This is a genomic window from Rhodococcus globerulus, from assembly GCF_019334125.1.
Taxonomy (GTDB): domain Bacteria; phylum Actinomycetota; class Actinomycetes; order Mycobacteriales; family Mycobacteriaceae; genus Rhodococcus_F; species Rhodococcus_F globerula.
The window spans coordinates 6,360,208-6,375,794 of sequence record NZ_CP079698.1 but is presented as its reverse complement, the minus strand read 5'-3'; the positions used below and the strand labels follow the sequence as shown (position 1 = coordinate 6,375,794).

At 62.4% G+C, this 15,587-nt stretch carries 14 protein-coding genes; 8 read left to right on the top strand and 6 right to left on the bottom strand.

The window, feature by feature from the left end; genetic code table 11:
- The first annotated feature begins 63 nt into the window (after nucleotides 1-63).
- The 3 genes from KYT97_RS29000 to rsmA are packed head-to-tail and all read left to right on the top strand — an operon-like array spanning nucleotide 64 to nucleotide 3,258.
- Nucleotides 64-1,188: a resuscitation-promoting factor gene (locus KYT97_RS29000; RefSeq protein WP_095888450.1), complete on the top strand. Its 1,125-nt coding sequence runs from the start codon at nucleotides 64-66 to the stop codon at nucleotides 1,186-1,188.
- A 35-nt stretch (nucleotides 1,189-1,223) separates the two neighbouring features.
- Nucleotides 1,224-2,351 carry a resuscitation-promoting factor gene (locus KYT97_RS28995; RefSeq protein ID WP_033234260.1) on the top strand — a complete coding sequence of 376 codons (1,128 nt, stop codon included), beginning with the start codon at nucleotides 1,224-1,226 and terminating at the stop codon, nucleotides 2,349-2,351.
- A 10-nt stretch (nucleotides 2,352-2,361) separates the two neighbouring features.
- On the top strand, nucleotides 2,362-3,258 hold the full coding sequence (gene rsmA / locus KYT97_RS28990; protein ID WP_033234261.1) for a 16S rRNA (adenine(1518)-N(6)/adenine(1519)-N(6))-dimethyltransferase RsmA: 897 nt from the start codon (nucleotides 2,362-2,364) through the stop codon (nucleotides 3,256-3,258).
- A 60-nt stretch (nucleotides 3,259-3,318) separates the two neighbouring features.
- On the opposite strand, the gene KYT97_RS28985 is transcribed toward rsmA, so the two are convergent.
- From KYT97_RS28985 to KYT97_RS28975, 3 genes are read right to left on the bottom strand one after another with little or no spacing between them, the layout of a single operon-like run.
- The gene (locus tag KYT97_RS28985; RefSeq protein WP_141486339.1) at nucleotides 3,319-5,556 is read right to left on the bottom strand and encodes a heavy metal translocating P-type ATPase; all 2,238 of its coding nucleotides are present in this window, start codon (nucleotides 5,554-5,556) and stop codon (nucleotides 3,319-3,321) included.
- On the bottom strand, nucleotides 5,553-5,720 hold the full coding sequence (locus KYT97_RS28980) for a hypothetical protein (protein ID WP_155276682.1): 168 nt from the start codon (nucleotides 5,718-5,720) through the stop codon (nucleotides 5,553-5,555). Before KYT97_RS28980 ends, KYT97_RS28985 begins: the two co-directional genes overlap by 4 nt.
- Before the next feature lie 5 nt (nucleotides 5,721-5,725).
- On the bottom strand, nucleotides 5,726-5,935 hold the full coding sequence (locus tag KYT97_RS28975) for a heavy-metal-associated domain-containing protein (RefSeq protein WP_033234263.1): 210 nt from the start codon (nucleotides 5,933-5,935) through the stop codon (nucleotides 5,726-5,728).
- Nucleotides 5,936-6,248: 313 nt separating this feature from the next.
- On the opposite strand from KYT97_RS28975, the gene KYT97_RS28970 reads away from it, so the two are divergent.
- Complete coding sequence (locus tag KYT97_RS28970; protein ID WP_033234264.1) at nucleotides 6,249-6,452, top strand: cold-shock protein; 204 nt, start codon at nucleotides 6,249-6,251, stop codon at nucleotides 6,450-6,452.
- 98 nt (nucleotides 6,453-6,550) lie between these two features.
- On the opposite strand, the gene KYT97_RS28965 is transcribed toward KYT97_RS28970, so the two are convergent.
- The gene (locus KYT97_RS28965) at nucleotides 6,551-7,519 is read right to left on the bottom strand and encodes a helix-turn-helix transcriptional regulator (protein WP_033234265.1); all 969 of its coding nucleotides are present in this window, start codon (nucleotides 7,517-7,519) and stop codon (nucleotides 6,551-6,553) included.
- Between the two features lie 98 nt (nucleotides 7,520-7,617).
- Between KYT97_RS28965 and KYT97_RS28960 the strand changes: the two genes are divergently transcribed.
- From KYT97_RS28960 to KYT97_RS28945, 4 genes are read left to right on the top strand one after another with little or no spacing between them, the layout of a single operon-like run.
- A complete protein-coding gene (locus tag KYT97_RS28960; RefSeq protein WP_233363407.1) occupies nucleotides 7,618-8,604 on the top strand; it encodes an ABC transporter ATP-binding protein in 987 nt (328 codons plus the stop codon).
- A 26-nt stretch (nucleotides 8,605-8,630) separates the two neighbouring features.
- Nucleotides 8,631-9,407, top strand: coding sequence for an ABC transporter permease (locus tag KYT97_RS28955; protein ID WP_141486338.1), 777 nt, complete (start codon nucleotides 8,631-8,633; stop codon nucleotides 9,405-9,407).
- A 58-nt stretch (nucleotides 9,408-9,465) separates the two neighbouring features.
- Nucleotides 9,466-10,401 carry a 4-(cytidine 5'-diphospho)-2-C-methyl-D-erythritol kinase gene (locus KYT97_RS28950; protein ID WP_033234267.1) on the top strand — a complete coding sequence of 312 codons (936 nt, stop codon included), beginning with the start codon at nucleotides 9,466-9,468 and terminating at the stop codon, nucleotides 10,399-10,401.
- On the top strand, nucleotides 10,401-12,209 hold the full coding sequence (locus tag KYT97_RS28945) for an ABC-F family ATP-binding cassette domain-containing protein (RefSeq protein WP_045069263.1): 1,809 nt from the start codon (nucleotides 10,401-10,403) through the stop codon (nucleotides 12,207-12,209). The genes KYT97_RS28950 and KYT97_RS28945 overlap by 1 nt, the downstream gene beginning before the upstream one ends.
- 193 nt (nucleotides 12,210-12,402) lie before the next feature.
- Here KYT97_RS28945 and KYT97_RS28940 read toward each other — a convergent pair whose 3' ends face one another.
- Nucleotides 12,403-13,791 carry an HNH endonuclease signature motif containing protein gene (locus KYT97_RS28940; RefSeq protein WP_045069265.1) on the bottom strand — a complete coding sequence of 463 codons (1,389 nt, stop codon included), beginning with the start codon at nucleotides 13,789-13,791 and terminating at the stop codon, nucleotides 12,403-12,405.
- A 209-nt stretch (nucleotides 13,792-14,000) separates the two neighbouring features.
- Nucleotides 14,001-15,488, bottom strand: a complete 1,488-nt coding sequence (locus KYT97_RS28935; protein WP_219111433.1) for an acetyl-CoA acetyltransferase — start codon at nucleotides 15,486-15,488, stop codon at nucleotides 14,001-14,003.
- Between the last annotated feature and the right edge of the window lie 99 nt (nucleotides 15,489-15,587).

Below are 15,587 nucleotides of genomic sequence, written 5' to 3'. Positions count from 1 at the left end.
TGCCGAAGCGGTGTGTGGCCGTTACCGTATTGTGATCGAACGTCGTCTGCCTTGGGATTTCCTGTGTCGCCTTTTGCCAAGATCAACTCCACGAAGTCACCACTTCTCTATTCGATGGTGGCGGCGCTGCTCCTGACGCTTGTTGTCGGTGGGCTGCTCGTGGTGGTTCAGCACAAGACGATCACGCTCGACGTCGACGGCGAGATGATCTCGCTGTCCACCATGTCGAGCAGCGTCGGTGGCGCTTTGGACAAGGCCGGATACGAGGTGGATCCGAAGGACACACTTGCGCCCAGTTCCGACGCCTCCCTGGCCGACGGAGACACTGTCGTTCTGCGACGCGCACGCGAGCTGGACTTGACCGTCGACGGCAAGCAGCAGACGGTGTGGACCACCGCGCTGACCGTGGACGAAGCGTTGAAGCAGTTCGACGTGGCCGACGACTTTGCCGTATCGGCGTCACGCTCGCATCGTTTGCCGCTCGAACGCACGGAACTCGACGTGATCAGCCCCAAGGTTGTCAACGTTGCGGACGGCGGTGCGCCCGCTACGGAAATCAAGCTTGCCGCCGCTACTGTCGGTGATCTTCTGGCCGCACGCAATGCTCCGCTCGAGCAGGCCGATACCGTTGTTCCGCCCGCCGAGACTCCTGTCACTGACGGGCTCACCGTCGAAATTACCCGGTCGCGCACCGACACCCGTGTCGAGAACCAGCCGATTCCCGCGCCGGAGAACAAGATCGACGATCCGTCGCTCGAGAAGGACTCGACCGTCGTCGAAAACCCGGGAGTTCCCGGTGAGCGCACGGCGACCATCGAGGTCAAGACCGTCAATGGTGTCGAGGCAGCGCGTACTGAGCTTTCTGCGACCGTGGTCAAGGAACCTGTTGCCGCGGTAGTGAAGGTCGGCACCAAAGAGCCTGCGGTACCGGCAATTTCCAATGCGGCGACCTGGGATGCGATTGCGCAGTGTGAGGCCACCGGCAACTGGGCGATCAACACTGGCAATGGTTTCTACGGCGGATTGCAATTCACCCAGAGCACCTGGCAGGCATTCGGCGGTGGCGAGTACGCATCGCGTGCCGACCTCGCAACCCGTGAGCAGCAGATCGCGATCGGCGAGAAGGTTCGCGCCGGTCAGGGCTGGGGCGCATGGCCTTCGTGCACAAGCAAATTGGGTCTGCGCTAACCGCGCACTGACCCCGGACCAGAAGTCAGGAACCTATGTCACCGCTTGCGAAGCTCAACTCGACGCGATCACCGCTGTTGTATTCGATGATCGCCGCGTTGCTTCTCACGCTGGTGGCCGGTGGAATTCTGGCTGTGGTCAACCACAAGACCATCACTCTCGATGTCGACGGTGAGCAGATTCGCCTGAGCACCATGGCGAGCAACGTCGACGGCATTCTCGAAGATGCGGGCTATTCGATCGGTGACAAGGACGCTGTTGCACCGGCATCGGACGCGTCCGTGTCCGACGGTGACACCGTCGTGCTGCGTCGTGCGCGCGAGATCACCTTGACGGTCGACGGTCAGCAGAAGTCCGTGTGGACAACAGCTCTCACAGTCGAAGATGCCTTGAAGCAACTCGATGTTGCTGCAGATGTTCATGTTTCGGCTTCACGTTCGCAGCGTCTTCCGTTGGACGGCGCAGCGCTCGATGTCCTCACGCCTGTTGTCGCAAAGCTGACTGACGGAGCACATGCGACGACGGATGTCCGGCTCGCAGCTCCCACTGTCGGTGAGTTCTTGACCGCCAACGGAACTCCGCTCGCAGCTGCGGACACCGTTGTTCCCGCAGCAGATGCGCCGCTCACCGAAGGCCTCGAGATCACGGTGACGCGCAATATCACCGAAAGCCGAGTGGAGACCTTGCCGCTCGATCCGCCGGATCAGCGCATCGAGGATCCGACCATGAATCAGAGCCGAACGATCGTCGAGAACCCGGGAGTGCCCGGCGTTCGTGACGTCACATTTGCGGTCAATCTGGTCAACGGTGTCGAAACCGGTCGCACGCCTGTTGCCGAGACGATCACCACACCCGCGCAACCCAAGGTTGTCCGCGTCGGTACCAAGCCGGGCACCGAGGTGCCGCCGGTCGAGAACGGCAGCACGTGGGATGCGCTCGCTCAGTGTGAGGCCACCGGCAACTGGGCTATCAACACCGGCAACGGTTTCTACGGCGGCGTGCAGTTCGACCAGAACACCTGGGAACGACAGGGCGGGCTCAAGTACGCTGCCCGCGCCGACCTCGCGACCCGCGAGGAGCAGATCGCCATTGCCACGCAAACCCAGCGTACCCAGGGCTGGGGCGCATGGCCGTCGTGCTCGGGTCGTCTCGGACTGGGTTAAGTTCTTACCTGTGTCAGACGCCGAATCGAACCAACCCATCGCCACCCCTCGCGGGCAGGCAGCGCTGCTCGGCCCGGCCGAGGTGCGCGCTCTTGCCGAGGAATTCGGTGTGCGCCCCACAAAGCAGTTGGGGCAGAACTTCGTTCACGACGCCAACACCGTGCGACGTATCGTCACTACCGCCGGCGTCACACGAGACGACGTGGTTCTCGAGGTCGGACCAGGTCTCGGCTCACTGACCATGGCCTTGATGGACGTCGTGGACCGTGTCATCGCGGTGGAGATCGATCCGAATCTGGCGGCTCGTCTGCCCAAGACGGTGTCCGAGCGCGCTCCTGAACTGGCAGATCGTCTGACGGTTGTGGAGGCCGACGCCATGCGCGTGTTGCCGTCGCAGATCCCGGGGGAGCCGACGGCTCTGGTCGCGAACCTTCCGTACAACGTGGCGGTGCCGGTGCTGCTGCACCTGTTCGCGTCGCTGCCGAGCCTGCGTACCGCGCTGGTGATGGTGCAAGCCGAGGTCGCTGATCGCCTGGCTGCTGATCCGGGAAGCAAGATCTACGGCGTCCCGAGCGTCAAGGCCAATTTCTTCGGTGAGGTCCGCCGTGCCGGCGCCGTGGGTCGCAATGTGTTCTGGCCGGCGCCCAAGGTGGAGTCCGGTCTGGTACGGATCGACCGTTACGCCGAGCCGCCGTGGCCGATGGACGAGCAGCACCGCAAGCGTGTTTTTGCCGCGATCGACGCAGCTTTTGCTCAGCGTCGCAAGACCTTGCGAGCAGCACTCAGTGGTTGGGCGGGTTCGCCGGCTGAAGCGGAGCGCAGGCTCCTTGCTGCCGGAATCGAGCCGCAGACGCGTGGCGAGATGCTCGACGCAGCGGCGTTTGTGCGTTTGGCAGGAGTCGAATAACCCTGTGCGCCTTTCTGATAGCCATCGCTACCAAAAAGGCGCACAGGGGCCGAAGGCCCCTTACTTGAACCGGCGCAGCCTCAGGCTGTTGCTCACCACGAACACGCTGCTGAATGCCATCGCGGCACCGGCCAGCATCGGGTTCAGCAGTCCCGCCGCCGCGAGGGGGATAGCTGCCGTGTTGTAGGCAAAGGCCCAGAACAGGTTGCCCTTGATTGTTTTCAGTGTCTTGCGAGACAACCTGATTGCATCCGCTGCCGAGCGAAGGTCACCGCGAACCAGTGTGATGTCGCTGGCTTCGATTGCGACATCGGTGCCGGTACCCATCGCCAGACCGAGATCGGCCTGAGCCAAAGCCGCCGCGTCGTTGACGCCGTCGCCGACCATGGCCACGACGCGTCCCTCCGCCTGCAGTTTCTTGACGGCGTCGACCTTGTCGGCTGGCATGACCTCGGCAAATACGGTGCTGATGCCCACCTGGTCTGCGACGGTCCGGGCGACGGTCTTGTTGTCGCCTGTCAGTAGGATCGGTTCGAGGCCGAGTGCCTTCAACTGCGCTATCGCCTCGGCGCTGGTGTCCTTGACGGCGTCGGCTATCACGAGGACGCCGCGTGCCGCTCCGTCCCAGCCGACTGCGATGGCGGTGCGGCCCGCCTTTTCTGCTTCGGTCTTTGCAGCCCGCAGGTTCTCGGGCAACGTCATAGCCCAGTCTTCGAGCAACGCCTCACGGCCGGCTACTACAGCGTGGCCGTCGACCATTCCCTGAACGCCTCGTCCGGCGACGTTCACGAAGTCGGAGACCGCGGGAAGTTCGCCCACGGTTTCCTTGGCACCCTTGGCAATTGCCGCAGCAATCGGGTGCTCGGAGCGATGTTCGAGAGCGCCCGCCAAACGCAAGACGTCATCGATACTCGTTCCGTCGGCTGCGATGGTGTCGAGCAGAGTCATCTGGCCGGTGGTGACGGTGCCGGTCTTGTCGAGGACGATGGTGTCCACTGCGCGAGTCGATTCCAGCACTTCGGGGCCCTTGATCAGGATTCCCATCTGGGCGCCTCGACCGGTGCCGACCAACAGTGCGGTGGGTGTTGCCAATCCGAGCGCACAGGGGCAGGCGATGATCAGGACGGCGACGGCCGCGGTGAACGCCATCTCGATTCCGTTGCCGCTACCGAGCCAGTAACCCAGTGTGGCAACGGCAATCGCGATGACAATCGGAACAAAGATGCCCGCAATGCGATCGGCGAGACGCTGAACGTCAGCCTTACCGTTCTGTGCGTCTTCGACAAGTGCTGCCATTTGGGCGAGTTGCGTGTCGCTGCCGACTCGGGTGGCCCGGACGGACAGGGTGCCGCCTACGTTAACGGTGGCTCCGACAACGCTGTCGCCGACGCCTACCTCCTCGGGCACCGATTCGCCGGTCAGCATGCTCAGGTCTACGGCGGAGCGGCCTTCGGTGATGACTCCGTCGGTGGCGATCTTCTCACCTGGGCGGACGATGAAGACGTCGCCGGTGACAAGATCTTCGGCCGGGATTCTGACCTCGGCACCGTCTCGCAGGACTGCAACGTCTTTTGCGCCGAGTTCCATGAGTGCACGCAGCGCCGCACCCGAGGTGCGCTTGGACTTGTGCTCGAAGTAGCGTCCGGCCAACACGAAGGTGATCACACCTGCGGCGACCTCGAGATAAATGTTGGCGGTGCCGTCCATTCGGTCGACGGTGAGCGAAAACGCGTGTTTCATCCCGGCTTCGCCGGCTGTGCCGAAGAACAGCGCGTACAGCGACCACAGGAACGCGGCAATGGTGCCGATGGAGATGAGGGTGTCCATCGTGGCTGCGCCGTGCCGGAGGTTGATCCAGGCGGCGCGATGGAAAGGCAGAGCCGCCCAGACGATGACAGGGGCCGCCAGTGTGAGGGAGAGCCATTGCCAGTTCGTGAACTGAAGTGCGGGGATCATCGCCATCGCGATGACGGGAACCGAGAGTAGGGTCGAGACGATCAGCCGGGCGCGCAGTTCGCGGAGGTCACGATCCTGTGGGGTCTCCACGTCTGCGTCGGCGGTGCTGGCAGGCGGCGTGGGGAGCGCTGCCGAGTAGCCCGCATTTTCTACGGTGGCGAGCAGTTCATCTACCCCGACGGTGTCGGGGTACGAGACCTTGGCCTTCTCCGTGGCGTAGTTGACCGTGGCACTGACGCCGTCGATCTTGTTGAGTTTCTTCTCGATTCGAGCGGCGCACGACGCGCAGGTCATTCCCGTGATGGCGAGTTCGACGCTACCGACGGTGGTGGGTGTACTCATCGGTGACCTTCCTCATGGGGTGCGGGCGTGTTCGATGTGCTGGACGCCGGCGCGTGGCTCGGGCTCTCGACGGGGTTTCCGACTGCCGCCCCCACTCCGAAGGCGGCGCCGAATACGACGACAAGGCCTCCGGCGTAGGCGGCAAGTGTTGCCGATGTGCGCATGGCCGTCAGCTGTCTACGACGGCGTAGCCGGCTTCGTCGACTGCCGCGGCGATGTCGGTTGCGGATACGGGTGCGTCACTCGTGACGCTGACGCGGCCGCTGGCCAGATCGACGTCGACGGCGGTCACTCCGGCGATGTTGCCGATCTCTTCCTTGACGGATCCGACGCAGTGTCCGCAGGTCATTCCGGAAACGGTGTATTCGGCGGTGGTCATGGGAGATCCCTTCGGTTGACTGGCTCTATTGTACGGATACCCCGTGTAGGTATCGCTTCGAGATTCAAGGTACCCCCAGGGGGTATGACTGTCAATGGGCTGGGCTGTGATCTGACACTCGAGCGAGACAAAGTCGAGGATCTATGATCTACTTGTGTTGGTCGTAAGTGTTTGTGTTTGTGTTTCCACGCTCGCAAATGGTTAAGTTGCGAGCGTTTGGACATCCTCCACGGATTTGTCTCAGAACGGTCGTAGTAAGTGACCCGGGCGGTCGCAGTGACAGCCTGTAGACACTGTGTTAGAGGAGATTTACATGGCAGAGGGCATCGTGAAGTGGTTCAACTCCGAGAAGGGGTTCGGCTTCATTGCTCCCGAAGACGGCAGCGCTGACGTCTTCGTTCACTACTCCGAGATCCAGAGCGGCGGCTTCCGCACGCTCGAGGAGAACCAGCGTGTTGCGTTCGAGATCGGTCAGGGCAACAAGGGCCCGCAGGCCACCGGCGTTACCGTCGTCTAAGACGTCCATGTGAGCCGGGCAACCGGCGCATGACGTACTCGACAAAACCTCAACTCTTTTTGGGTTGGGGTTTTGTTGTATCCGAATGAAAAGTGTTGTCAGGCATTACGATAGCGGGCGGTGATCACAGCCTGCTCCTCGGCGATTATTCGACATTCCGCGCGTAGTTCGGGTGGATTCAGCACTGTGAAGTCCACCTCGAAGGCCCGCAGCCATTGTGCGACGGAGCGCAGTGAATTTCCGGAAAGTGCTATGACGCAGCGATTTTCGCCGTCGGATTCCACTGATCCCCACTGATCGCTGACCATCGGCGCGATCTGTTCGATGGGCGCATGGAGCAGAACTGTTGCGCGCGTGGACGAAAAGGCGCGGGCGACTCCTCGGGACACGAATTCCGCTGCCCCGCCCTGAGGTAGCTCTCGAGGCGAAAAACGTGGTCCGGTAGGAATCTTGGGTTCCATTCGGTCGACGCGAAATGACCGCCAGTCTTCCCGTGAGAGATCCCACGCCACCAGGTACCACCGCACGCCCGACCGCACGAGGCGGTACGGCTCCACTTCGCGGCGGCTCTGCGTGCCGTCATGGGTGGCGTAGTCGAACCGAAGTCGCTCGTGGTTGTGGCACACCGATGCGATGGCGGACAGGACGGACGCGTCCACTGCGCTCGTGGCCGGTTCACGCGGCACCACATCGATCTGCAGCGATTCCAAGCGATAGCGCAGCCGGGGCGGCATGATCTGGCGGAGCTTGGCAAGAGCACGCATCGAGGCCTCGCCGATGCCGACCACCGAGCCGGTGGCGCCGGACTGCAATGACAACGCCACCGCAAGTACTTCTTCGTCGTCGAGTTGAAGGGGAGGCATCTCGGCCCCGGCGCCGAGACGGTATCCACCACCGACACCCACCGTCGCGTCCACCGGATATCCGAGGTCGCGTAGGCGGTCGACGTCGCGGCGAACGGTGCGCGGTGTGATTGCAAGCTTGTCTGCGAGTTCGGCGCCGGACCAGTCTCGACGGGTCTGGAGTAGTGACAGCAACCGCAGTAGACGAGCTGATGTCTCCTTCATGAAATTCAGTGTCGCAGAGATTGAGGACTGTAACGGTCCTCAATTGATTCTAGGTTTATCCGCATCCGGGAAATCGAGAAGAAATGTGGGGCTCAATCATGAATCACAGCAGTCCGATGATCGAGACGAAGTCGCTCACCAAGCACTTCTCGCAGGGTAAGAACCTTGTCGAAGCGGTCAAAGGCGTGACGCTCGATGTTGCGGAGGGGGAGTTGGTAGCCCTGTTGGGGCCGAACGGCGCCGGCAAGTCGACGACGTTGCGCATGCTGACTACTTTGCTCGAACCGACCTCAGGCAGTGCGCGCATCGCTGGCTTTGATGTGTCCGATGCGCGAAGCGAGGTGCGTTCGCGTCTCGGATACGTCGGACAGGGCAATGGCGCCGGCCACAACCAGCGGGTTCGCGACGAATTGGTGACGCAGGGACTGTGTTACGGAATGTCCAAGCCGGATTCACAGGGTCGGGCTGACGAACTTCTCACCGATCTGGAACTCGCGGATCTCGGAACTCGCAAGGTCAGCACGCTGTCAGGAGGTCAGCGCCGACGGCTCGATATTGCACTCGGCCTGGTACATCGGCCACCGCTACTGTTTCTCGACGAGCCCACGACGGGCATGGACCCGCAGAGTCGGGCCAATTTGTGGGATCACATACTCCGGTTGCGGCGCGAGATGGGCACGACAATCGTGTTGACGACGCACTATCTCGAAGAAGCGGATTCGATGGCGGAGCGAGTCATCGTCATCGACGAGGGGACCGTGATCGCCGACAACACGGCCGCCGCGCTGAAGGCGGACCTTGCGGGCGATCATCTGTCGCTGACGTTCGAGACCGAAGAGGCTGCCGCAGTTGCGGCGTCGGTGGCGCAGCAACTTGTCACGGTGCGGGAGACTGCCGTCGACGGACTCATGGTGAGTATCCGTGCGAGCGAGGGTGATTCGACGCTCCCGGTGCTTCTGCGCGAAGCGGATGCGCGGGGTGCCCGCGCTCTGGCCGCCGACATCACCCGCCCGACGCTCGACGACGTCTTCCTCACCCTGACCGGACGCAGCCTGCGTGAGAGCGCTGCCGCAGTCGCTTCCTAGAGCACTCGAGAAAGTAGGACTTTGCCATGACACTCACACTCGATACCCCACGCGCTGTGCGCGGCAACATCGTTCGCGACAGCGCGATAGTGATGGGGCGTGAACTGCGCCCGATGTTGCGTGACCCGGTCAGTGTTGTCTTCAGTCTCATTCAGCCACTGATTCTGCTCGCATTGTTCGGTCCGCTGCTCAAAGGCGTCCCGGGCACCGGTGACGGCGTGTGGAATTGGTTCATCCCCGGTGTGCTGGTGATGATCGCGATCTTCGGCACGACGATGACAGGCTCGAACCTCCTGATCGAAATGCAGCAGGGATCGCACGAGAGAATGTTGGTGACGCCGCTACGACGCTCGTCGTTGTTGATCGGTCGGGCATGCAAGGAGATGGTTCCACTTGCGGCGCAGGCGATTCTGATCATTCTCGTGGCGTTACCACTCGGATTGGACGTGAATGCTGCCGGCGCGGCAGTCGGGATTGTTCTGCTCGGAGTATTCGGCGTCGGGCTCGGGGCCCTGTCCTATGCTTTGGCTCTGGCTGTGCGGGAGCAGGATTGGATGTTCTGGGTGGTGCAGCAAACGCTGATGTTCCCGCTCCTGATTCTCTCGGGGACCATGCTTCCGCTCGACGATGCGCCGGGTTGGATGAAGGTACTCGTGAATATCAACCCGCTGGGATATGTCGTGGATGCGGAGCGTGCACTATTTGCCGGGGACTTCGCGGCGGGCAGCGTTCTGGCCGGGGTTGTCGCCGCCGTGAGTGTGGCAGTTGTCGGGCTTGGAGTAGGTGTCCGAGCCGTCAAATGAGGCGTCAGCCGGTTGTAGGTTTTCGCCCAGGTGTTCGCAGCGCCTATTGTTGTACCTTGTGCTCTCCGTCGTTCCACGCCCTGTAGTAGTCCGGGCCCCGTCCAAGGTGAATCTGCATCTGGCTGTCGGGGACCTGCGCGACGACGGCTATCACGATCTGACCACCGTATTCCAGGCATTGTCGCTGGCAGACACGGTGACGGTGTCGGCCGCCGATGGTTTGTCCGTCAGTGTTGTGGGCGATGACGCCGCCGCCGTGCCCACGGACCGGACCAACCTTGTCTGGAAGGCTGCAGAGCTGCTGTCGGCCGAAGCCGGAGTGGAGACGGACGTCGAGATTCTCATCGACAAGGGAATCCCCGTCGCCGGCGGTATGGCCGGTGGCAGCGCGGACGCAGCGGCGACGTTGGTTGCGCTCAATGCGTACTGGAAATTGGATCTCTCGCGGCGTGAACTGGACGGCTTTGCCGCGAAGCTGGGTAGCGATGTCCCGTTCTCACTGCATGGCGGCACCGCGCTGGGAACCGGGCGCGGCGAGCAGCTTGTTCCCGTGCTGACTCGAAACACTTTTCACTGGGTGCTGGCGCTGGCCAAGGGCGGGCTGAGCACACCGGTCGTGTTCCGCGAACTCGACAAGCTGCGGGCCGAGGGCACCCCAAACCGACTCGGTGACGCGGACGATCTGATCCACGCCCTCACCACCGGCGATCCGCGACAACTGGCACCACTACTCGGAAACGATCTGCAGGCGGCGGCGTTGTCGCTCAATCCGGCGCTGCGCCGGACACTGCGCGCAGGCGTCGACGCCGGCGCTCTGGCCGGCATCGTCTCCGGATCAGGACCGACCTGCGCTTTCCTCTGCAGCGACGCACAGTCTGCCGTGGATGTCAGCGCTGAACTTGCGGGAGCGGGGGTGTGCCGCACCGTTCGCGTGGCGAGCGGACCCGTTCCCGGAGCACGAATACTCGACAAAGCGGCAAAGGGACAGCACTGATGGCTAACTTGATCAATCTGGAAAACGTGTCGAAGTCGTTCGGCGTCAAGCCGTTGCTCGACGGGGTGTCGATGGGCGTCGAGGAGGGCGAGCGTATCGGCGTCGTCGGCCTCAACGGTGGCGGCAAGACAACCATGCTCGAAGTCCTCGCGGGCGTCGAGGAACCTGATTCAGGTCGGGTCAGCCGCGTCGGTGGACTGCGGATGGCGGTCGTGACGCAGCGCGGTGTGCTGCCTCCCGGATCCACTGTCGGCGATATCGTTCTGGGTCCGCTGGGTGTCGCTCAGCATGAATGGGCAGGCAATGCCCGGATCCGCTCCGTTCTCTCCGGAATCGGAATCGACAACCTCGGCGCCGGCGGCGAGCGTTCCGCATTGGACGCGCAGGTCGACGGACTCTCCGGTGGTGAGCGTCGACGCGTCGCACTGGCCGCAGCCCTCGTTCAGGATCTGGACCTGCTCGTACTCGACGAGCCCACCAACCACCTCGACGTCGAGGGCGTGCAGTGGCTGGCCGAGCACCTCGTATCGCGTCGTAGCGCCCTGGTGGTCGTGACCCACGATCGTTGGTTCCTCGACACTGTCGCCACGCGAACCTGGGAAGTTGTCGGCGGCGGCGTCGAAAGCTACGAGGGTGGCTACAACGACTGGGTATTCGCCCGCGCCGAGCGCTCCCGTCAGGCCGACGCTTCCGAGGAGCGTCGACGCAACCTCGCGCGCAAGGAATTGGCGTGGCTGCGCCGCGGTGCGCCGGCCCGAACGTCCAAGCCGAAGTACCGCATCGAGGCCGCCGAAGCGTTGATCGCCGATGTCCCGGCACCTCGCGACGCCGTCGCATTGGCGTCGTTCGCGCAGCGTCGACTCGGCAAGGTTGTCATCGAACTCGAAGACGCTCGGCTCGAGACTCCGGACGGCCGCGTTCTGGTCGAAGATCTGACGTGGCGTCTTGCTCCCGGAGAGCGCGTCGGCCTCGTCGGAGTCAACGGATCCGGCAAGACGACGTTGCTGCGCACGCTCGCCGGTGAGCTGGAACCTGCTGCGGGACGGCGTATTCAGGGCCAGACCGTGCATATCGGGTGGCTCAAGCAGGAACTCGACGATCTGCCCACCGATATGCGGGTGCTCGACGCGGTCAAGGATGTGGCTGAGCGAATCACCTTGGGTGACAAGGAAGTTTCTGCCGGTCAGTTGGCGGAACGTCTGGGCTTCACGCCGGCACGTCAGCGGACACCGGTGGGGGATCTCTCCGGTGGTGAGCGTCGACGCTTGCAGTTGACGCGAGTTCTCATGGCAGAGCCCAACGTGCTGCTCCTCGACGAGCCCACTAACGACCTCGACATCGATACGCTCCAGCAACTCGAGGATCTGCTCGACGGCTGGGCCGGGACGATGGTCGTCATCTCGCACGACCGTTACCTGATCGAACGTATCTGTGACACCACCTGGGCGCTCTTCGGTGACGGCAAGCTCACCAACCTACCCCTCGGTATCGAGGACTACCTGCGTCGACGGGCAGCGATGGGCGACGGCGACAACCCGTCTGTGGCATCAACGGCCAGCGGCGCGACCAAGAGTAAGCAGGCTCGTGACGGGGCAGCGGATCGCGCTGCACGTAAGGAACTTTCGAAGCTCGAGCGTTCCATCGCCAAGCTGGACGATCGGGAGAAGAAGCTGCATGCGTCGCTGGCCGATGCGGCCACTGACCCCGACAAGTTGCAGAGCCTCGGCGCTGAACTCAAGACTGTTCTCGCGGACAAGGAAGCTGCTGAAGAGCAGTGGATGGAGTTGTTCGAGGAACTCGACGGCTAGAGGCATCTGCCATATCGGCGGTGAGTTACCCGCGAACCCGGTGTCGAGAGTTTTCTTGCGATGCCGGGTTTTTGCGTGCATAGGCACTGATCCGGAACGCTGATCTTTGAACCCGCGCATGCGTGTGGGCTTCGCATCGGCTAGCTGGTGATGCGAAGCTCTCACACGGTATTCAGTTCCGGCAGAGCCGGTTTCAGTCTCGGTGCATTGGGCCTTGGCGGGTGGTGGAGCGTCGGCGTCGTTGTTTCGGGTCGATCGCAGCTGGTGGGATGAACCAAGGTTTGTGATCGTCGCCCATCTTGATTTCCCAGATGCCGCGGAACCCGCTGGTGCTGTGGATCAATCGGTGGTGGCTACGGCAGAGGAGGGTGAGGTTGTCCATCACCGTCGGACCGCCCACTGACCAGGGTTTTATGTGGTGGGCGTCGCACCAAGCGGGTACGGCATCGCAGTTGGGGAAGGCGCAGCCTTTGTCCCGGGCGATCAGCGCCGTGCGTTGTTCGGGCGTGACGAGGCGTTTGTGCGGCGTCGCATCGAGCGGTGCGCCGTTGCCGTCCATCAGGACGGTGGAGAGCATGCAGTCGCACGCAAGCATCCGCGTCAGGCTCACACGGAGTGGTCCCATCCAGGGCATGTATCCGACATCAAGATCCTCGACATCAGGCTCGTCGTCATCGAATGCACTGCTGTAGAACTCGCCATCGCTGACGTCGGTATCGTTACCTGAGGCTGTCTCGCTGCGCATGGTGGCGCATTCCCGATGCTCGGCAAGATCTTTCGCGGTGATGTGCACATTCACGTGCGGACGCTGCCCACCGTCAACACCGGTGACGGCGTTGTCGAGGTACCGGCGGATCAGTTCCGTGAAGGCGTCGGCGGTTCGTTTGGCAGCTGATCGCTGATCCGGGGTTCCGTCCGCGGCCGGTTTCGGTATCGACAACCCCGAGAGCGCCGACAACAACATTTCACCAGTGAGCGCGTCGAAATCGCCCTTGATCGCGACCCGACCGTTCAACGTCGGAGCGATCCGCAAGACGTTGAGGTCATCGTCCTCGCCGGGCGGGGTGTCGTCGGACTCGAAGATCCGCTCGAGGACCGCAATCGCGTAGCGGAGTTTGATGGTGGTCGCTTCCACCCCGGATGCGGCAGCCAACAGAGTCTTCATGCAGGACGGCAACGCCCTGTCGGGCATGCCTTTTGGTGGTGATTCGCAGAACGCGGCAACTATTGCCGCATGATCGAGCGAGAGGTCACCGGCCTCGAATTGAGCATTAATGTCCGGAAACCCTCGCAGCGCGGCACCGAGAGCGGCGATTTTGTTACCGGCCGCGTTCTGCAGCATCGTGTTCGCTGCCAACCATCGCCCCACACCGCGGTAGCAGAGCACCTGCTCGTCCGGATTGAGCGCCAATTCATCAACGGCGGCAACCCGAATCGCTTCCAGCCGAAGAATTTCCGCCGATGCACAGACTGCAACGTCCCGAACCTCGGCTGGGCGTAACCGCCACAACATCGCGCGCACACCTACTGCCGAACCGGCTACAACATCCCCCACTGCAGTTGAATCACTTACCGTCGTCATCAAGGCCTCCCCACCCGTGACTCCAATTATACTCGAACACCTTTTCGATTCAAGGTATATTTCGGACACATTTTCGACCAAAGTTGGGAGAATGATCGCGATCAACGCGTTGAAAAGTGGCTCTAGTCAAGCGGATCCGTCGGTTCTATGCGATGTTGGCTGGAGATGTAGTTGTCGACTAGGGTGGCGCGAAGGCAATCCGACTGCGGCTAGAACTTCAGGGTGAGTCGACCGTTCTCGTCGCTGATGTGAACGTGACGATCCACCGCTGGGGGATTGGTGCCGCTGAGTTGAGTCAACTCGGCGGCGTTCTCGGGGCCGGTGTGGCCGGCGAGACGTCGGCCGTCCGGCGTCGTAGCGATGACGAACCCGGTTTCCGGTTCGCCCATTCTGTTGTATTCGACTGTGGCGGTGATGATCTTGGCACTTCCGACATAGCCGGTGACCAGGTCGGGTGCATGGGGTGTGAGGGTGCGGGCCTGGGGATCTCCGACATATCCGCGTTCATGTGCGGACGCGGAGAGCAGTACGGCATGTTGGTAAGTGAGAAATCCGCCGTTGCCGTGAACCAAGGCGAGTTGGTCGCCTGATCGGAGTCGGCGTGTCACCTCGGTCAAGGAATGGAGGGTGTAACTGTTGAGCGGTCCGCCGAAGAACGAGTGACCACCGGTGACGCTGGGGACGGTGTCACCCGGCAGTCCGAGTTCGTGAATCAACAGCTTCGGCACGATCGGAAAGCAACTGTAGGCGTCCACGATATCGAGGGCTTCGGCGCTTACTCCGGCGTTGCCGAGTGTGCGGTCCACGGTATCCTGCAAGGCTTCGGATCTGTGAAAGTTATTTCTGTGCAATATGTCCAGCGGATCAACGGCCCCGGCTCCGCCCCACAGATAGACGAGCCTGTCTTGGTCGATGCCGAATTCGAGGGCCCTCGCCAGGGAGCAGATCACCACGGCAGCAGCCTGATTCACGAAGGGCATGGCGTTGAGCATCAAAGGATAGGGTTCGGACACCATCCGGTTGCCCGGCCCGACGGTGCTGATCTCTTCTGCGGTACGTACTTCCGATGTCCACGACGCCGAGTTCTTCGCGGCGATAGTTGAGAACTCGGCATACATCTGCGCTGACCAGTCCAGGGACGCTTGGGCGTCGTGGCCGATCGATTCGCTGAAACTGTTCTCGAACAGTGGGTAGACGCGGGTGGGCACGATGAATCCCGCGCGCTGCATCTCGGCGCCGCCCAGATCGGCGGGATCGAAGCCGGGAGGTCCGCCGGGTTCGGTGGCCCACCCGAGAGAATCGGGAGCGACGCCCGATTTTCGCAGTGCGGTTGTGGTGGCGTGTGATTCACCGCCCACGAGCAGCGCGACGGAGGATGTGCCGTCTGCAATGGCAGCGCCGATTCGATCGAGAAGTGCTGCAGGCCAGTGCCCACCGATCGGTGAGGTGGTGGTGATCGCGGGGGTGGCGCCAAGTCTGGTGGCCAGAAGCTCGGGGAGGTTGTCGTATGCCCAACTGACGGTCTTGATCGCGTAGATCGTGTCGATGTGGCTACTGAACGAGGGCTCTCCACTGTCCGTGAGGGCGGCAATTGTCGCTTTGTAGATCAAGTCGAGCGGTTCGAGGTGCCCGTCATCCGGATTCCATCGCAGATCCCCTACGCCGACGATGACGGGAATCCGTGATGCGTCAACCATCGTGTTCCTCTTTCAGCCAGTTCTCGTGTGTGCCCGACGTCGGGAGTTCCGCCACGATAGCGCTGCGATAAGTACGTGTAACCAGGGGGTCACATTCAG